Origin of the sequence: Achromobacter sp. B7, assembly GCF_003600685.1 — a bacterium.
In the GTDB taxonomy this organism is placed as follows: Bacteria; Pseudomonadota; Gammaproteobacteria; order Burkholderiales; family Burkholderiaceae_B; genus Achromobacter; species Achromobacter spanius_B.
In genome coordinates this window covers 871,714-890,394 of sequence record NZ_CP032084.1, presented here as the reverse complement: position 1 = coordinate 890,394, position 18,681 = coordinate 871,714, and the positions used below count along the sequence as shown (strand labels likewise).

General features: G+C 65.0%; 14 protein-coding genes. 8 read left to right on the top strand and 6 right to left on the bottom strand.

All coding sequences use genetic code 11. The annotated features are described in order from the left end of the window. Positions 1-11 precede the first annotated feature (11 nt). Complete coding sequence (locus DVB37_RS03975; protein WP_120153941.1) at positions 12-1,202, bottom strand: acyl-CoA dehydrogenase family protein; 1,191 nt, start codon at positions 1,200-1,202, stop codon at positions 12-14. Positions 1,203-1,419: 217 nt separating this feature from the next. Between DVB37_RS03975 and DVB37_RS03970 the strand changes: the two genes are divergently transcribed. The 5 genes from DVB37_RS03970 (at position 1,420) to DVB37_RS03950 (ending at position 6,595) form a co-directional block, all read left to right on the top strand. Continuing rightward, positions 1,420-1,824: a Zn-ribbon domain-containing OB-fold protein gene (locus DVB37_RS03970; RefSeq protein ID WP_120153939.1), complete on the top strand. Its 405-nt coding sequence runs from the start codon at positions 1,420-1,422 to the stop codon at positions 1,822-1,824. Further along, entirely contained in the window at positions 1,821-2,993 is a 1,173-nt protein-coding gene (locus DVB37_RS03965) for a thiolase (RefSeq protein ID WP_046806478.1), read from the top strand. The genes DVB37_RS03970 and DVB37_RS03965 overlap by 4 nt, the downstream gene beginning before the upstream one ends. 61 nt (positions 2,994-3,054) lie before the next feature. Further along, complete coding sequence (locus tag DVB37_RS03960) at positions 3,055-4,575, top strand: class I adenylate-forming enzyme family protein (RefSeq protein WP_120153937.1); 1,521 nt, start codon at positions 3,055-3,057, stop codon at positions 4,573-4,575. Positions 4,576-4,632: 57 nt separating this feature from the next. Then, the gene (locus DVB37_RS03955) at positions 4,633-5,607 is read left to right on the top strand and encodes a tripartite tricarboxylate transporter substrate binding protein (RefSeq protein WP_046806480.1); all 975 of its coding nucleotides are present in this window, start codon (positions 4,633-4,635) and stop codon (positions 5,605-5,607) included. Positions 5,608-5,626: 19 nt separating this feature from the next. After that, positions 5,627-6,595 carry a nitronate monooxygenase family protein gene (locus DVB37_RS03950; protein ID WP_120153935.1) on the top strand — a complete coding sequence of 323 codons (969 nt, stop codon included), beginning with the start codon at positions 5,627-5,629 and terminating at the stop codon, positions 6,593-6,595. A 15-nt stretch (positions 6,596-6,610) separates the two neighbouring features. On the opposite strand, the gene DVB37_RS03945 is transcribed toward DVB37_RS03950, so the two are convergent. The 5 genes from DVB37_RS03945 to DVB37_RS03925 form a co-directional block, all read right to left on the bottom strand. Continuing rightward, complete coding sequence (locus DVB37_RS03945) at positions 6,611-8,032, bottom strand: DUF2875 family protein (protein ID WP_205571603.1); 1,422 nt, start codon at positions 8,030-8,032, stop codon at positions 6,611-6,613. A 221-nt stretch (positions 8,033-8,253) separates the two neighbouring features. Next, positions 8,254-10,620 carry a DUF3274 domain-containing protein gene (locus DVB37_RS03940; protein WP_120153931.1) on the bottom strand — a complete coding sequence of 789 codons (2,367 nt, stop codon included), beginning with the start codon at positions 10,618-10,620 and terminating at the stop codon, positions 8,254-8,256. Positions 10,621-10,695: 75 nt separating this feature from the next. Next, a complete protein-coding gene (locus DVB37_RS03935; protein ID WP_120153929.1) occupies positions 10,696-13,206 on the bottom strand; it encodes a type VI secretion system Vgr family protein in 2,511 nt (836 codons plus the stop codon). Positions 13,207-13,382: 176 nt separating this feature from the next. Further along, complete coding sequence (locus DVB37_RS03930; RefSeq protein ID WP_104143457.1) at positions 13,383-14,378, bottom strand: tripartite tricarboxylate transporter substrate binding protein; 996 nt, start codon at positions 14,376-14,378, stop codon at positions 13,383-13,385. Between the two features lie 230 nt (positions 14,379-14,608). After that, positions 14,609-15,514: a LysR family transcriptional regulator gene (locus DVB37_RS03925; protein WP_120153927.1), complete on the bottom strand. Its 906-nt coding sequence runs from the start codon at positions 15,512-15,514 to the stop codon at positions 14,609-14,611. 150 nt (positions 15,515-15,664) lie between these two features. Between DVB37_RS03925 and DVB37_RS03920 the strand changes: the two genes are divergently transcribed. The 3 genes from DVB37_RS03920 to DVB37_RS03910 are packed head-to-tail and all read left to right on the top strand — an operon-like array spanning position 15,665 to position 18,676. Continuing rightward, positions 15,665-16,579 (top strand): SDR family NAD(P)-dependent oxidoreductase, encoded by a 915-nt coding sequence (locus DVB37_RS03920; protein ID WP_046806485.1) that lies wholly within the window; start codon positions 15,665-15,667, stop codon positions 16,577-16,579. Between the two features lie 7 nt (positions 16,580-16,586). Continuing rightward, positions 16,587-17,447, top strand: coding sequence for a MaoC/PaaZ C-terminal domain-containing protein (locus DVB37_RS03915; RefSeq protein ID WP_120153925.1), 861 nt, complete (start codon positions 16,587-16,589; stop codon positions 17,445-17,447). After that, a complete protein-coding gene (locus DVB37_RS03910) occupies positions 17,444-18,676 on the top strand; it encodes a CaiB/BaiF CoA-transferase family protein (protein ID WP_120153923.1) in 1,233 nt (410 codons plus the stop codon). Before DVB37_RS03915 ends, DVB37_RS03910 begins: the two co-directional genes overlap by 4 nt. Positions 18,677-18,681: the final 5 nt, after the last annotated feature.

The following is an 18,681-nucleotide window of genomic DNA, read 5'->3' as shown; positions in this document are numbered from 1 at the left end:
GCGCGGCGGGCCTACAGGCCCAGCACCAGGCGGGCGATGATGCCCTTCTGCACTTCGGTCGTGCCGCCGTAGATGGACGTCTTGCGCATATCGGCATAGCCCGCGCCCGACGCCGCGGCCATCGCCGGGCCCGGCCCGTGATCGTCGTGGTCGGCCAGCAGCCAATCCGGGTCGTAGGGCCAGGCGTCCGGCCCCGTCACTTCCATTTGCAGCATGGCCAGATCCTGCTGGATCTCAGACCCGCGAATCTTCAGCACCGAGGCCTCGGGGCCGGGCGTGCCGTCGTTGCTGGACGCTACGCGCAGCAACAACATTTCCAGCGCCATGATGTCGACTTCAATGCGCGAGATACGGTCGTGGAAACGGCTGTCGGCCAGCAAGGGCTTGCCGCGCGATTGCGCTTGCGCCGCCATGTGTTTCAAGATGCCCAGCTCGCGATGGCAATGGCCCAGCCCGGCGATGCCGGTGCGCTCGTGGCCCAACAGGTACTTGGCGTAGGTCCAGCCCTGGTTCTCTTCGCCCACCAGGTTTTCCACCGGTACGCGCACGTCTTCCAGCCAGACTTCATTGACGTCGTGGCCGCCGTCCAGCGTGCGGATGGGGCGCACCGTCACGCCCGGCGCGCGCATGTCCAGCAGCAGCATCGAGATGCCGCGTTGCGCGCGCGCGTCGGGGTCGGTGCGGGCCAGGCAGAACATCCAGTCGGCGTATTGCGCCAGCGTGGTCCAGGTTTTCTGACCGTTGACAACGTAATCATCGCCATCGCGCACGGCGCGTGTTTTCAGCGACGCCAGGTCCGACCCCGAACCCGGTTCGGAATAGCCCTGGCACCACCAATCCTGCACCCGAGGGATGCGCGGCAAAAAGCGCGATTGTTGTTGCGCGCTGCCGTATTTCATCAGCACGGGGCCGATCATCGACAAGCCGAACGGCAGCAGGCGCGGCGCGCCAGCCTTGAAGCATTCCACCTCGAAGATCAGGCGCTGCAAGGCGTTCCAGCCGGTGCCGCCGTGCTCTACCGGCCAGTTCGGCGCGCCCCAGCCCTGGTCCGCCAGGATGTTGTGCCAGCGCACGTAGTCGTCGCGTTCCAGCCGCTGATGGCGCAACACCTTGTCTCGGATGTCGGCGGGCAGGCGGGTGGCGGCAAACGCGCGCACCTCGTCGCGGAATTGGCGCTCTTGCGGCGTCCAGGTCAGGTTCATGGTCTACCTCCTTTGCCCGGTATCTAGCCATGGCGCGGGCAGCCCCACAATCTGCCTCTTCCGAAGACCGGCTTCGCGCTGGATGTAGGGCAACCCCTGGACGGCGCGAGCGGCCCACTACCGCTTCGCAAAAGGCCTGCTTCAGCAATGAAGAATGGCAGAACCTTGGCGCAGTACCGACACTAGCAGCCGTCATCCACTGGAATCCCATCGCACCATGACTGTTTCCGATCACAAGGAAGGCGTGTCGCAGGGCGTCGAGGCGCAGTACCGCCAGGCGCTCGACCAGGGCCGCTTTCTTATCCAGCACTGTGGCGGTTGCGACCGCGCGGTGTTCTATCCCCGCACGGTCTGCCCGCATTGCGGCGCGGACAAGCTGGCCTTCACGCCGGCCGACGGACGCGGCACCGTTTATTCCACCACCGTTGTGCGCCGCAAGCCCGAGGCGGGCGGCGACTACAACGTGGCGCTGATCGACCTGCACGAAGGCGTGCGCATGATGAGCCGCGTTGAAGGCGTTGCGCCGGCCGACGTGCGCATCGGCATGGCCGTGCGCGCCCGTGTGATCCAACAGGACGGCCACGGCCTGGTGGTCTTTGACGCTAAGCAGGAGGCGGCATGACGCTTAACGATTTGCGCGGCGCGGTGGCCGTGGCCGGCGTCGGCCATGCGGGCCTGGGACAGGCCAACGGCTTTACCGAAATGGAAATCCTGGTGCAGGCGGCGCAGCGCGCCGTGGCCGACGCGGGCCTGACCCTGCGCGACATTGACGGCATCTGCACCGCCAGCGTGGCCGCGCCGATGTGGGCCATGCCGGTGATCGAACACCTGGGCATCCGCCCCACCTTCATCGACAGCACCATGCTGGGCGGCTCCAGCTTCGTCGCGCACCTGTTGCCGGCCATGCACGCGCTGGCGTCCGGCCAGTGCAACGCCGTGCTGGTCTGCTATGGCAGCACGCAGCGCACGTCGACCCTGAGCCGCGCCGAAGTGGGCCGCGTGCGCAAGCAGTTCGACCCGCAACCCTATGAAACCCCTTACGACCCGCTCAGCCCGCTGTCGTCATACGCGCTGGCGGCGGCGCGCCACATGCACCAGTACGGCACGCGCCGCGAGCATCTGGCGCAGGTGGCGTTGGCGGCCAACCAATGGGCGCAGTTGAACCCCGAGGCGCAGTTGCGCCAACCCACGACGCTGGATGAAATTCTGTCGGCGCGCATGGTGTCTGACCCCTTGAGCGTGCGCGACTGCTGCCTGGTCACCGACGGGGCGGGCGCTTTTGTGCTGGTGCGCGCCGACCGCGCGCGCGACTTGCCGCGTCCACCTGTCTACGTACTGGGCAACGCCACCGCCGTGTGGAACCGGCAGATCTCGTCCATGCACGACCTGACGGTGACGGCCGCCGCGCAGTCGGGCAAGCAGGCCTTCGACATGGCCGGCGTGTCGCCGCGCGATATCGACGTGGTCGAACTCTACGACGCCTTCACCATCAACACTTTGCTGTTCCTGGAGGACCTGGGCTTTTGCGCCAAGGGCGAATCCAAGGACTTCATCGCGGATGGCGCGATTGCGCCGGGCGGCAGGCTGCCCGTCAACACCAATGGCGGCGGTTTGTGCTGCGTGCATCCCGGCATGTACGGCGTCTTCATCATGATTGAAGCCGTGCGGCAATTGCGTGGGGAATGCGGCGACCGGCAGGTGGCCGACGCGCAGCTGGCGCTGGTGCACGGCAACGGCGGCACGCTGTCCAGCCAGTCCACCGCCATCCTGGGCACCCAGGCCACGCTGTGATCCCGGCTGTGATCCCGGCTTTGATCGACTCACCCGCACTTTGACTGACACGCCACCTTCGATGTCTCAAGCAGAAACCCTTACCCGCATCCATGAACTGCTGGCCCGGCAAGCGCGCCGGCAACCCGACGCCATCGTGCTGTACGAAGAAGGCGGCGGCACCGTCACCTATGCGCAGCTATGGCAGCGTGTACAGGCCGTGGCCGACTGGCTGCGCGGGCAAGGCGTGCAGCCCGGCCATCGTGTGCTGATGGTGGGCGAAAACTGCACCGCGATGATCGCCGCGCTATTCGGATGCGGCGTGGTGGGCGCGTGGCCGGTGGGCGTGAACGCGCGGCTGTCCGGCCGCGAAGTGGACAACATCCGCCAGCACGCGCAGCCTGAAGTGCTGCTGTACACCACGGGCGTGTCGTCCGCCGCCGCCGCGCATGCCGCTGACGCCCGCGCGGTGGATGCGGACCCTGCCGTGTGGGGGCCGGGCGTGCAGGCCGCGCGCGCCGCCACGCCCACCGCTGCTGAAACCGATGCGCTGGCCTCGGAAGTGGCCACCGTCATCTATACGTCGGGCACCACGGGCGCGCCCAAGGGCGTGCTGGTGCCGCATCGCGGCCTGCTGCATTTTGCGCGCGTGTCGGCAGCGTCGCGGCGCTTGACACCGCATGACATCGGCTACGCGGCGTTGCCCATGTCGCACATCTTCGGCATCGCCACGGTGCTGATGGCCACGGTGCACGCGGGCGCCAGCCTGGTGCTGCGCAGCCGCTTCGACGCCGACGACGCCTTCAAGGCGCTGGCGCATCCCGGCGTCAGCATCCTGCAAGGCGTGCCCACCATGTTCAGCCGCATGATGGCCGTGGCGCCACCGCGCGCCGAGCTGCGCGCCCCCGCCCTGCGCTATCTGTACACCGGCGGCGCTGCGCTGGACCCCACATTGAAACGCGACGCCGAACGCTACTTTGGCGTGGCGATGCATCACGGCTACGGCATCACCGAATACGCGGGCTCCATGTTCATCACGCGCATCGATGAGCCGCGCGATGACTGCTCAGCCGGCTACGCGGTAGACGGCGTGGAAATGCGCCTGGGCAGCCCCGACGCGGGCGCGCCGAAACCCGGCCAACGTGGCGACATCCTGATCCGAGGCCCCGGCGTCATGCTGGGCTACTACCGCAATCCCGAACAGACCGAGCAAGCGCTGCTGCCCGGCGACTGGCTCAACACCGGCGACATCGGTTATGTGGACGACAGCGGCGCGTTGTTCATCGCCGGCCGCTCCAAGGACTTGATCATCCGCTCGGGCTTCAACGTCTATCCCATCGAAGTGGAATCGGTGATCAACGCGTTCCCGGGCGTGCGCCTGTCCGCCGTGGTCGGTCGCAACATAGCCGACCAGAACGAAGAGGTGATCGCGTTCGTCGAACCGCTACCGGGCGCACGCGTCGACACCGACCTCTTGATGTTGCACCTGCGCGCCCAGCTGGCGCCGTACAAGCGGCCCGCGCGCATCATTTCCATCGACACGATTCCCACGACCGTCAGCGGCAAGATCCTCAAGCAACCGCTGAAAGAAAGGCTGGCGTAGGCGCGGACCCGCTGTTCCGCTCCACGACCGGCCACCTATACACAAGGAGACAACAGCGTGAAACTCAAGACCCTTTTTGCCGTGGCCGCCGCCACGGCCGCCTTCGCCATGGCGTCCAGCGCCGGCGCGCAGACGTACCCCGACCGCCCCATCCGCCTGCTGGTGGGCTACGCGCCCGGCGGCCCCGTGGACACCACAGCCCGCGTCTTTGCCAAATACCTGGGCGACAAGCTGGGCCAGACCGTCGTCGTGGAAAACCGCGCGGGCGCCAGCGGCATGATCGCCTCTGACGCCACCGCCAAGGCCACGCCCGACGGCTACCTGCTGGGCTTTGCCGCCAGCCCCACGCTGACCATGTCGCCGCTGGTCCAGCGCAGCACGCTGTTCGACCCGCGCCACGACTTCTCATTGATCGGGCTGGTGGTCGATTACGCCAACGTGCTGTTGATCGGCCCGCAGATTCCCGCCAAGAACGTAGGCGAGCTGGTCAGCTACGCGCGCTCGCACCCCGATGCCGTGTCGTTCGGATCCGCCGGCATCGGCGCGTCCAACCACTTGTCGGCCGAACTGCTTAAAAAGCAGGCCGATGCGTCGATGCTGCACGTGCCGTATCGCGGCAACTCGCCCGCCATGATGGACGTGATCAGCGGCAAGGTGACCTTCATGTTCGACATCACCAGCACCGCAATCCCATTCATCAAAAGCGGCAAGGCCCGCGCGCTGGCCGTCACGTCCAAGACCCGTAACCCCGAACTGCCCGACGTGCCCACCATGATCGAAGCCGGCATGAAGGACTACGAGGTGGTGGGCTGGTACGCGCTGGTCGGCCCCAAGAAGTTGCCCGACGCCGTTTCGGCCCGCCTGACCCGCGCGCTGCAAGACGTGTCCAAAGACCCCGCGTTCCGCAAAGCCATGACCGAAGGCGGCTACACCATCAACACGGGCGACTCCGCCGCCCTGCAATCCCGCATCGACCGCGAGTACGCCTTGTGGTCGGACGTTATCCAAAGCGCCAACATCCAGGCCAACTGACCCTTACCGGAGCCCACTGATGCCCGCCCCGCTTGCGCTACGCGCCCAGACCCGCCTGCCGATCATCGGCGCCCCCATGTTTCTGGTCTCTGGGCCCGAGCTGGTCGTGGCGCAATGCGCGGCCGGCATCATCGGCACCTTTCCCTCCCTGAACGCTCGTCCGCAAGAACAGTTGCAAGACTGGATCACGCGCATTGAAGACGGGCTGGCAGCCAAACGCCGCGCCCATCCGCACGCCAAGGTGGCGCCCTACGGCGTGAACCTGATCATCCACCCCAGCAACCCGCGCTGGCAGGGCGACCTGGCGATCTGCGCCGAACGCCGCGTGCCGCTCATCATCACGTCGCTGCACGCGCCCGAAGCGGTGGTGCGGGCGGTGCACCCTTACGGCGGGCTGGTCTATCACGACGTCACCAACGTGCGGCATGCCAAGCGCGCGTTGGAGGCGGGCGTGGACGGCTTGATCCTGGTAGCGGCGGGCGCGGGCGGCCACGCCGGCCAGGTCAATCCGATTGCGCTGGTCAACGAAATCCGTGCGTTCTACGACGGCCCTTTGGCGCTATCGGGCTGTATCAGCCATGGCAAGGACGTGCTGGCCGCGCAGGTGCTGGGCTGCGACTTCGCCTACATGGGCACGCGCTTCATCGCCACGCAGGAATCGCTGGCAAACGACGCCTACCGCGAGATGGTGCTGCAAGCGCAAGCAGCCGACGTGACCTACACGCCTTACTTTTCGGGCGTGCCCGCGAACTACCTGTCGGCCAGCATTCTGGCGGCGGGCCTGGACCCGGTGGCGTTGGCGAAGAACGGCGAAGCGCCGCCCGCCAACATGGACAAGAACTCGCGGCCCAAGGCGTGGAAGGATGTTTGGAGCGCCGGCCAGGGGGTAGGGGCGGCGCAGGAAACTCTGTCCATCGCGACGCTGGTGGATCAGCTGGAAGCCGAATATCTCAGCGCGCGCGCGGCGTTGGTGGCGGTAGCGGGCTAGCGTGTAGCGGCGGCATCACTTCTCCGACTCCCCCAACAAATCCATACTCGGCCCGCCAGCGATGAACTGATCCAGCAGGCGCTTCTCGGCCGCAATTTTCTCCGGGTCCACATACCGAGCGGGTGGCGGGGCGTTACGCGCGCTTTCTTGCGTCAGTTCCGCAAACCGCTGCAGAAACTCCGGTGACGGCGCTTCGCTCAAGGTACGGGTTTGCGGGCGCAGCTTCACGCCGAAGGGATCGTTGGCCGGCTTCTGGCCCGGCGTCGGCGAACTGATGGTGATCACCGTTACCCGGTCGTCACGGCGCAGCGGGACGATGGCGCTGGTGTCGGCGTTCAGATAGCTGGCCATGGTGGCTAGCGCAATTCCCACAAAGGGAGACGCCGCACCCGTGTCGCCCAGGCGTTGCGTCAGGTCGTAGCTTTGGTCCGAAGCCAGCAGGTCGAGCGAGCTGTCGGCCATCTGTAAAGCGGGAAGCAGATCGGCCAGGGCGGAACGGTTCAAGCCTGCGTCGTAGAAGACTCGCGTGGGCGCGTGGGCCAGAGGCGTCACGGCCTGCGTCCAGGCGTTTGCCATTGCCGCATGACGTGCGTCGCCTTTCAGGGGAATGCCGTCGGATTGCAGCGAGACTTCGACCGGACGGTGCAACCGGGCCAACGGTGTCAGGCGGTCCCATTGCTGGAAGCCGCGCTCGGTGATGGGTTGAGGGAACCAGGGGCTGGGTTGAAAGGAGTATGGCGGGTTGCGGCGCCAGCCGGTGAAGGCGGGGTCAATGTCGTTCTTGTGCGGTTTGGTGTATTTGGCAAAGCCGCGCAACCAGTCCAGGCGCTCGGGGCGGGCAAAGACGATGGCGGTAACGGCGTCTGTCAGCTCGCCGGGTTGGCGGGGACCAGTCGCCACACCCTTGCGCTTGTCATTGCGACTGCCCATTGCATAGAACATGCCAAAGCCGTCGACGGCATAAACCAGCAGCGCGGGCATATCGGGGTTCTTTTCGAAGACACTGAACAGATACTTCACGAACTCTTCCGGCGTACTGTTGCAAATAACGCCGGGTCTGAGCGGCTTACTTCGATGCCAATGCAATCCCGCAGGCCCCATCGTTCGGTCGGCCATCCCGTTGAGGGAAATAGACGCTCTTTCTGGAGAAAAGCGCAGTCGGGGCACCGTCGGGTCGTAATCGCGCACAACCGTCAAGGTGGGAATGGCCCAACGTTCAGGAAAGCCGCGCAGCGCCAACTCCAATGCGTTGGCCTTACGCTGCGCCCAGGCCATGTCCTTATCTTCCGCTATGGTTGGATAGAACGCAGGGTCCATCTGCAACGCGGTCCCGACCTGCAATGCGTCGGATTGTGAAGAGTTCTGTTGTAGCAGTTGTGCCCACACCTGACCTTGTCGATAGACGTCCAAGCTCAAGCCAACGCGGATGATGTCCAACGTCTCCAGGCGTGGGGACGAGGAGGGCGCAGCGAAAATAGGCATCACAACTCCGGGGGCTTGCGGAATGGGGTCAACGGGAATCCACGCATCAGGCGCTGGGGGAAATTCGCAAGCCACGCCCTTCCACTCGGAGGACTCCCTTGAACTTTCGGTGTCGGCGCGTACCTCTTGCTGAAACGTAGCAGCCAACAAAAAGGCCATAGCGCAAGATATGAACTTCATCCCGGCTCCCCGTCCCCAGCCGTGAGATCGCGGCCAGCATCTCTGTCCTTTCGGGTCTGCGTAGACACCAAGGTGGGTAACTTCATTTGATGGATCGAGGCAGGCAAGCTGCCTCCTCCCCTAGTCAACAACTTCCCATCTTCGTCATAGACCGCAACTCGCCGACTTCGATAGAGGTCGGTAGCATTGATGAGTTCGAGATTCTCGGAGCTTTCGTTTCTGTAGTAATCCAAGGTTGCCTCGTCCGGCAGTGCCGCGTCGTTCTCTTTGCTAGCGTTTGGTTCCACATCGAACTCCACCCAAGCCATCCTCCAATCCGCCACCCGACACAAATACGCATAGAACGGCTCATCATCAATACTGCGTGCCTGCCCTATCGCCAGGTCGTACGCCATCGCGCGTTGGCTATGCATCGAATTCGCGGGGATTGATGAATGAAAGGAGAGCGGGCTTTGCTCGTCCACCCCCGCGTCCATTCTTCGCCGACGCGCCTCGTTCGGGCTTTCCTGATATGTCACGTTAAAGCGGCGCCCGCCCACGTGGTCGACCCCGGTGATCCGGTGCCAGTCCGCTGCCCAATCGTTGTTTTCCGGTGCGGTGTACGGGTTGCGCAGCGGGTCGTTCAAACCCGTGAGTTCGGCTTCAAGCAATGGCGCATACGCCATGCTTGCACTGCGGGAGCTATAGGTTTGCGGGACCGGTCCGGCGCTTTCCGGTAAGGTCACCACGCGGGTACCCGCCACACGTATTCCCTTTTTCGTAATGGCAATCGATGCATCAATCGGATCATCCGGCGCGTGTACCGGTGCAATACCCGCCGATGCCTGCTCGGCCATTACCACCCCGCCCGACCTGAAGTCCGCCAGAAACGGCTGCGGCAGGGCTGGCGCGTTGATGGGCACCGACTGGCCAGGCGCGAAGTCGGCGTTGGCCGCCCATCGCTGCGGCAGGCCCATGCCCGCACCCTCCCAGGTGCTTTCATGCTGTCGGCGCAAGACGTAGTCCTGCGTTGGCGGCAAACCAATGGGTTGGCTCTCGCCGTCCCGCGCTCGCATGGTGAATACGCGTTGATGAAAATGGCTACCCAGTGCGGACAATCCGGGGCCGTAAATATCACCCACCCACTGCTTCGCCATGTTGCCCACCATCGTGGGCACGAAATCCACCATCGTCCTTGGCTTGTGCGCAGGCATGGCCTGGTAAGTCAAGGTGTCGGCAATGCCTTGCCAGCCGATACCCTGCACATTGCGCATGCCGACGGTTTTGTCCTCGGGAGAGAAGTAGAGGAACACGCGGCCGCGATTGTCACGCTCGGAAAAGGCAACGTCTTTGCCCTCCAGCGTGGTCTGGCATTGCAAGCCATTCCAACGCAATCCACCGATGCAGGACGGGCTTGAGGGGTCGGCCATCTGAGCGAAGGTGGGCACCGGGTTGGGATTTGCGCCGATGAAGCCGACGATATTCGCAAGCGTTGTCACGCGCGCCTTGGTGGTCTGCTGCGCTTCGGACATCTCCATGCGCTCGAAGCGGGACTCCAGCAGGCTGTATGGCGGGTTCATCATGATGACCGCATCCACGGGGCGCTTGCCTTCGTCCTTGAGCAAGGCGTTGGCCAGCAGGGTGATCAGCGTGCCCTGGCTGTGCCCGACCACGTTGATCGTGTCGTTTTCGCCGGTGGTCTTGCCGCCAGGATGGCGATAGGCGCGAATCATATTCACCAGCATGGCCAGGCGCCTGGCCGCCAGCAGCATGTACTTGCGGCTGGGCGCCATGACCAGTGGGTGGTCGGGCGACCCAAACAAGGGGTTGATCGGCAGCAGGCCCATCAGCTTGCCGGAGAAGCCCTCACCCCACATATCCGGGATGGAAGTCGTGGCGTTCGCGAACATCCCGCCCTGCTTGATGCCGTCTTTGTCGAGCCTGTTGTGGTAGCGGTCCAGCCATTCTCCGTGCTCGGTCTTCTTGTCGATGTATTGCTCTTCTTCGCGAAAGCCCCAATAGAACGGGATGACGACACTGCGCGACGCGCCGCCGAACTTGCCGGCGGATGCTCGGCGGCGATAGTAGACGGCGTCAGGATTGGGCGCCGCGCCCTGATCCTCGGCGGGCAATCGGTAACTGGCGGGATTCAGCGCGGCGCAGCTTCTGCTGCCGTCCGCGGCCTTCAAATGATCCAGGCGCTCATTCAAGCCCACGCAGATGCCGGTTTCCAGGTCGTCATACACGCCGGCCAGATCATTCACTCCGTGAATCAGAATCACCACGCAGGGCTTTGCCTGTTGTACCCGCACGATCGCAGGGCGCGCGCCGGGCAACAGCAGCGCCTCGGGCTGGCCCGTCAATGGGACAGAATGTGTTGCCATGAAACCTCCTTGGTCGAAGTGAATTGGCCCGCTGGCAGCCCGGCCAATCGCATCACGGCCCACCCCCCGGCCGCGTCAATAGGCGTCGTGCACAGTCAGCGTCGCGATGTGCATTGCGTCGCTTTGCACCAACTGCGTCGCGCCTTGCGCGTCGGTGACGCCTTGCACGGTTTCGCCATTGTTCAACGTGATCGTGTAGCGGCGGTGGGCCACCGGGCGCACACCGTCCGGCAGGGTCACGATGAATTTTCGTTGGGTCTGGCCAAGGTCAAACCGGGGGAGTTCCGCTGCCAGGCTGGCCGCCCCCAACATCTGGTGGCTGGCCGCCTTGACCGTGAACGCGCCGGGGCAGCCGAACTCAATCGCGCCATCCTGCATCTTGATGTAGGCCCCGCCGCACAACAGCGTGATGTGCTTGTCGGCAACCGCCAGGACATGCGCGTCGGCCGAGGAAATTTCAACGCTTTTTTCGGCCTGCACGCGCACGCTGCCATGTTGCGCCTGCAACAGCATCTGGCCTTGGTGGGCGATGTGCCGCATATCCCCGCTTTGTGTGAAGAGGCTGATTCCCTGCCCCGCATTCATAACGACGGATTGCCCCGCCGTCAGGTGCAGGTTCTTCTGCGCGACGGTATCCGCGTTGCCGCCCGCTGCCAGGGTGATTGACGCCGGCGTCCCCACGGCAATGCCCGCCGGGCTGCTCAACCCAATAACGGGTTGGCCGCCGTTGCTGCCCCCGGCTTCGTCGTTGGCGCCATGTCCAAGGTCCCGCACGTTGTCCGTCAGCTGCTGTTGGCGCGTGGGGTCAAGCGTCAGCGCCTCGTGGCGCGCGGCGTATTCGCCCAGGTTACGGGCCAATTCCAGCGCGCTTTCAAAGCCCTGCACCAGTTCGCTACGGGATAGCTGCCCGCCGTTGGCGTGTGCCTGTCCGTCTGTCGTCAGCAATATCCCCTTTGCCGCGCGCACCGCGCCCTGTCCGTCCGTGCGCAGCTCGAACCCTTCACCACGGGGCGCCCCGCCTTCGGGCCTGGGCTGCGTCAAATAACCCAGATGTAGTTCGGAGGCGGCATGGTCGCTCATCAGCGCCGCGCTGATCTGGGCCAAGGTGTCGTCCAGCCGCAGTTCGTTCGCGCGGTGCCCTTTGTGCTCTTTGGATTTGATGGTGGCAATCGTGTTGTGCCGGGGCAGCGCGTAAGGCGGCAGGTTGGTTGCGCGGAATAGCCGCCCCATGGCAATTGGCTGGTCGCAATCACCGTTCAAGAAATTCACGACGACCTCTTGACCGATACGCGGGACCGCCATATGCCCCCACTGCGCGCCCGCCCAATCCTGCGCCACGCGTATCCAGCACGAGCTGTGTTCGTTGTTGCGGCCGAGGCGGTCCCAGGGAAATTGCACTTTTATCCTGCCAAACTCGTCGCAGAAGATTTCTTCGTTGGGCGGGCCGACAACGGTGGCCGTTTGCGGGCCATCGATGCACGGTCTGCCGCGGGGCGACGGCTTCCAGTCTGTTTTATCGGGCACAAGTTCAGCCGTGTAGCCGTAGTGCGTGCCTGACTGGGCGTGCGCGCCGTCTTGCTCCTGGCTGACATGCTGAACCCCATGGTGACGCATGCGTACCGGGCGCCACTTGCGGTTCCACTCGTTGCGCGCGTGGCCCTGCAACAAAAAGGCCAGGCCGGGAACAAGGCGCGGGTCGTCGCCTTCGACAGACGCGCTGCAAGCGTCGTTACGCCGCCCCAGCAGGCGGGTCCGGGTAAAGGGCTTGCCCGCCTCATCGCGCTTGTAGCGCCCGGGATAGTCGTAACGCTCGTAGCGGGTGTCCTGATGCGCCTGATCCTCGGCGACAGCGCTGTGTTCCTGCTCGTACCGGGGGTGCGTATAGGTGTAGTCGCGTTGTGTCTGGATGGCGGTACGTACGCGCTCGGTATAGCTAAAGCGCTGCAAGCCGGGCGCGGGCGGGTCGCCGCCGCGGGTGGGGTGGTAGATGACCGGGTCACCCGGGATGTCGTCGTTGAGGGTGATGCGGTCGCCGTGGATCAGACGATGCCCGCCGTCGGAATGCGCGTAGTAATAGAAATAGCCTTCCTCGGCGGCAAGCCTGTCCAGGAAAGCCAGGTCCGTGTCGCCTGCCTGCACGCAATACTCGCGCGGCAGGTGTTCGTGGGTGCTGAACTGTTCGTAGTCGGTGATGCCCTGGCGCTTGATCACGTCGGCCATGATCTCGGGCACGGACAGGTGCTGATAGACGCGCCAATCGGAACATAGGGCGGCACGCGCCAAAGACGGTTCGACCACTGCCCGATAGCGGGTACGGCGAAAGCCGGTAGCGGCTTGTTCAAATTCAGTGACGATGCCGTGTACGTGGCGCGCGGCTTGCGCACCATGCCAGATGGTGAACAAGGCCGCTTCGTCCAGCATGGCGCCGATATCCATGGCGGATGCCGTGCTGGATAGCCACAGCGTCAAGCGATACGATTCCGACAGCGCTTCGTCCAGCGTGAACTCGACAACGTCGAAGGCAACGCCGATCGCACTTGCCTTCACAGGCTCAAAGGTGAAACGGAACGTCGACTGGCTGGGCATGGCAGAGTCCGTAAGGATTTCCTGCCGGGAGCCTAGCCGACCCCACGCCAAACAGATATAGAACAAATCTGAAATGCGGCAGCGCAATCCGAAGCCCCTATCCGGATTCATCAATCTGCCCGATGCGGTCTGCCTTATTTCATCTGCTCTATCTCATCTGCTCTATCTCATCTGCCTTATTCCAGCTTGATATTCGCCGTCTTGATCAGGTCGCGCCATTTCACGATCTCGTCGCGCACGAAGGCGCCGAACTGTTCGGGCGTGCCGGGCTTGGGCTCGGCGCCCGCCGCGATCAAGCTCTTGGCCGTGGCCGGATCGGACAGCACCTTGACCATGTCGGCATTGATGCGCTTGACGATGTCGGGCGGCGTGCCCTTGGGCGCCATCACGCCGCTCCAGGAATAGGCCTCGTAGCCGGGCAGGCCCGACTCGGCGATGGTGGGCACGTCGGGCAGCATGCTGGAACGCGTGGGGTTGCCCACGCCCAGCGCGCGGACCTTGCCGCCCTTCAGGTGCGGCACGGCGGACGGGCCATCGGCGAACATCACCTGCACCTGCCCGCCCAGCAAATCCTGCATGGCCGGCGCGCTGCCGCGATAGGGCACGTGCTGGATGCGGATGCCGGCCATGGCATTGAACAACTCTCCCGCCAGGTGCGTGCCGCCGCCCGTGCCGGACGACCCGAACGACAGCTTGCCCGGGTTCTTCTTGGCGTAGGCGATCAATTCGCTGACGGAGTTCACCGGTAGCGATGCGTTCACCACCAGCACGATGGGAAACACCGCGGCCATGCCCACCGGTACGAAATCGGTGGTGATGTCGTACGTCAGGTTGTTGCGCAGGCTGGGCAGCACCGCGTGATGGATGGATGCGAAAAAGAAGTTGTAGCCATCGGGCTCGGCCTTGGCCGCGAACTGCGCGCCGACGATGCCGCCCGCGCCCGACTTGTTGTCCACCACGGTGGGCACCGACCACATCTGCCCCAGCGGCTGCGTGGTGAAGCGCGCGGTGGTATCCACCGGCCCGCCCGCCGGAAACGGCACGATGAAGGTCACGGCATGGCCGGGCCAGGTGGCGGCGCGTGCGGGCGATGAAAACAAAGTGGGCAGCACGGCCGAGGCGCACGCGGCGCCCAGCCCCGCGATGACGCGGCGGCGTTGAGGATCAATCACTGCGGTCTCCTGGGTCTCGGTGTTGTTCGCGATCAGGCGTTGGATGCTGCCGCCCGCCGCTCTTTTTCTTCGCGTGGGTCGCCTCACGCTTTTTTATTATTTTCCGAGAGCCGGGATTCGCCGCTACACATTTGCAAAAGCCCCTCTTTCGTACCCGCTTCAATGTTCGATCATCGGACAGGAATTTCCCTAAGTCCCGTCGCGCCTACGACATACGCACGAGGGCCGGCTTACGCCGACTGGCCGCGCGCCGCGCGTTGCACGTGTTCGATGAAGCACTCGGCAAAGCTGGGCAGGTCGCGGCCGCGCTGGCGGCACAGCAAGCGGTCGCGCAGCGCCCAGGCGTCTTCCAGCTTCAGCACGTGCAGCGCATCGGGGCGGCTGTAGCGCGCGGCGCAGGCGCGTGGCACCACGGCAATGCCCGCGCCCGCCTCGACCATGCGGCACACCGCTTCGAAGCTGCCCACGTGCACGCGCTGGCACAGGCGCTTGCCCAGGCCGCTGGCAATGTCTTCCAGAAAGGTCTGGATGGCGCTGTCGGGGTGGATGCCCACGAACTGGTAGGCGTCGACCAGGTCCGCGAAGTGCGCGGACTTGGAGGCGGCCAGCGGATGGTCCAGCGACGTCACCACGGTGAGCTCGTCGCGAAACAAGGGCGTGACATCCAGGCCTTCCACGTCGATATTGCCGGCCACCAGCCCCAGGTCACCCGCGCCCGCGCGGATGGCGATGACAATGTCGCCAGAAATTTTCTCTTCGAGCTCGACGTCCACGTCAGGGTTTTCCGCCAGGAACGTGGACAAGGCATCGGCCAGGAACGAATTGGTGGCCGTGGTGTTGGCCAGCAGGCGCAAGCGCCCTTTCAGGCCGCTGGCATAGGGTTGCAGATCGGCGTTCAGGCATTCCAGCTGTCGAAAGACGGCATTAGCGTGCTTGAGCAGCACCTCGCCCGCCGGCGTCAGCGCCACGCCCGTGGCCAGCCGCACCAACAGGCGCGCCTTGAAGGCTTCTTCCATGTGCTTGACCCGGGCGCTTGCCGCCGGCAAGGACAGGAACGTGCGTTCCGCGGCCCGGGTCAGGTTGAGGGTTTCGCCCACGTTCAAGAACAAACGCAGGTCCGTCAGATCATGTCTCATGTTCCACCACGCAGAAGGGGGGCATTTCTAATTTTGAATTCTTCGAATGCCGCCACGAATCTACCATGGGGCATTCCCATGAACCAGACCGGTTGATGCGGAACTGTTTTCCATCGACGGCGCGTGCGCCGCAGCAAAGGAGTCAGGGCAATGAGCGGCATCGTTTCCGGAAAGGTAGTGGTCGTCACCGGCGCGGGCGGAGGCATCGGGCGCAGCATTGCGCTGGCGATGGCCGAGGCGGGCGCCAAGGTGGTGGTGAACGACATCGGAGTGTCGCTGACCGGCGAAGGCGGCGGCGAAGGCCCCGCACAAGCGGTCGTGCGCGAAATCACGGCGGCAGGCGGACAGGCGGTGGCCAACACCGACAGCGTGGCGGCGTACGACAGCGCCAGCCGCGTGGTGCAGACGGCCATCGACGCGTTCGGACGCATTGACGCCGTCGTCAACAACGCGGGCAATCTGCGCGACCGGGTTTTCCACAAGATGAGCGAAGAAGAATGGCGCCAGGTGATCGACGTGCACCTGAACGGTTCGTTCTTCATGAGCCGCGCGGCCGCGCCGTATTTCCGCGAGCAGGAATCGGGCGCGTTCGTGCACATGACATCCACCTCGGGCCTGATCGGCAACTTCGGTCAGGCCAACTACGCGGCCGCGAAGCTGGGCATCGTGGCGCTGTCCAAATCCATCGCGCTGGACATGGCGCGCTACAACGTGCGTTCCAACTGCATCGCGCCCTTTGCCTGGAGCCGCATGACCAGTTCCATTCCGGCGGAAACCGACGAAGAGAAAGCGCGCGTCGAAAAACTGAAGAAGATGGAAGCGGGCAAGGTCGCGCCGATGGCCGTGTTTCTGGCCAGCGACGCGGCGAGCGAAATCACCGCGCAGATCTTCGCGGTGCGCGCCAACGAAATCATGTTGATCAGCCAGCCGCGCCCGCTGCGCACGGTGCACCACAGCGAAGGCTGGACGCCCGAACGCATCGCCGACATCGCCGTGCCTGCCATGCGCAAGCACTTCTACGCGTTGGAGCGTTCGCCCGACGTGATCGACTGGGACCCCATCTGAGACCGCCATGCCGCTGGATTACGCGACCGTAAAGAACTGGCGCTTTGACGAGGTCCGTCAGCGCTACGACCACAAAGACACCATGCTGTACGCGCTGGGCATCGGCTTGGGCCAGGACCCCGAGGACACCCGGCAGCTGCGCTACGTGTACGAAGAAGACCTGCAAGCATTTCCCACGATGGGCGTCGTGCTGGCGTACCCGGGCTTCTGGGTGCGCGATGCGCGCAGCAGCATCGACTGGGTCAAGGTGGTGCACGGCGAACAACGCCTGACCGTGCACGCGCCGCTGCCGCCGGCGGGCCAGGTCACCAGCCGCAGCCGCAACACGCATGTGATCGACAAGGGCGCGGACAAAGGCGCCATCGTCATCACCGAACGCACGCTGCACGGCGAGGACGGCGCCTGCCTGGCCACCTTGCGGCAAAGCACCTTCTGCCGGGGCGACGGCGGCTTTGGCCAGGGCGATGCCAGCCCCGAGCCCCTGCCCGCCGCGCCGCAGGGCGACCCGACCCTGCGCTGCGAAATGCGCATCGCCCCCAATGCCGCACTGTTGTATCGCTTGAACGCCGACCCCAATCCGCTGCATGTCGACCCCGAGGTCGCGCGCCAGGCCGGGTATCCGCGCCCCATCCTGCATGGGCTGTGCTCGTATGGCGTGGTGGCGCACGCCATCGTGAAAAGCTGCTGCGACTACGACGCATCGCGGCTGACCAGTCTGAACACGCGCTTCTCGGCGCCGGTGTATCCCGGTGAAACGCTGCAATGCGACATCTGGCGGCTGCCGGACGGGCAGATCCAGTTCCTGGCGCGCTCGCGCGAACGCAACGTGGTGGTGATGAGCCACGGTACCGCGACGGTGCAATCATGACGCGCGCGCCCGCGCTGGACGGCATCCGCGTGCTGGACCTGTCGCGCATCCTGGCCGGCCCCTGGTGCACGCAGAACCTGGCCGACCTGGGCGCCGACGTCATCAAGATCGAACGCCCGCGCGTGGGCGACGACACGCGCGCCTGGGGGCCGCCGTACCTGAAGGACGGCGACGGCCAGGACACCAGCGAGTCCGCCTATTACCTCAGCGCCAACCGCAACAAGCGTTCGGTGGAAGCGGACATGGCCACGCCCGAAGGCGCGGCGCTGATCCGCGAGCTGGCCGCTGTCAGCGACATCCTGGTCGAAAACTTCAAGGTGGGCGGCCTGGCCAAATACGGGCTGGACTACGACAGCCTGAAGGCCGTCAACCCGCGCCTGATCTACTGCTCGGTCACGGGCTTTGGGCAGGACGGACCCTTTGCACAGCGCCCCGGCTACGACTTCATGATCCAGGGCATGGGCGGGCTGATGAGCATCACCGGCGAACGCGACGACTTGCCCGGCGGCGGCCCGCAGAAGGCGGGCGTGGCGGTGACGGACATCGTCACCGGCATGTACGCCACGGTGGCGATTCTGGCGGCCTTGCAGGAACGGCATCGCAGCGGCTTGGGGCAGCATCTGGACATCGCCCTGTTGGACAGCCACGTGGCATTGTTGGCAAACCAGAATTCCAACTACTTCAACTCGGGCGTGGCCCCCACCCGCGCGGGCAACGCCCACCAGAACGTGGTGCCGTATCAGGCGTTCGCCGCCAGCGACGGCCACCTGATCGTGGCCACGGGCAATGAATCGCAGTACCGCGCGTACTGCCGCGCCATCGGCGTGCCGGAATTGGGCGACGACCCGCGCTTTGCCACGAACCGGTTGCGCGTGACGAACCGCGAAACACTGATCGGCATCCTGACGGCGATCATGCAGGAAGGCCGCCGCGACGACTGGATTGCCAAACTGGAAGCGGTGGGCGTGCCATGCGGCCCGATCAACAATATTGCGCAGGCCTTTGCGCACCCGCAGGCGCAGGCCCGGCAGTTGCGTCGAGACATGCCGCATCCCTTGGGCGGCGTGGCGCCGGTGACGGCCAGCCCATTGCGCTTTTCGGGGTCGCCGGTGGTGTATCGGCGCGCGCCACCGCTGCTGGGCGAACACACGGAGGAAGTGCTGCGCGAGGTGCTGGGCAAATCGCCGGACGCGATAGCAGCGTTCACGAAGGGCACGCGCGGCGCCTAGGCGCC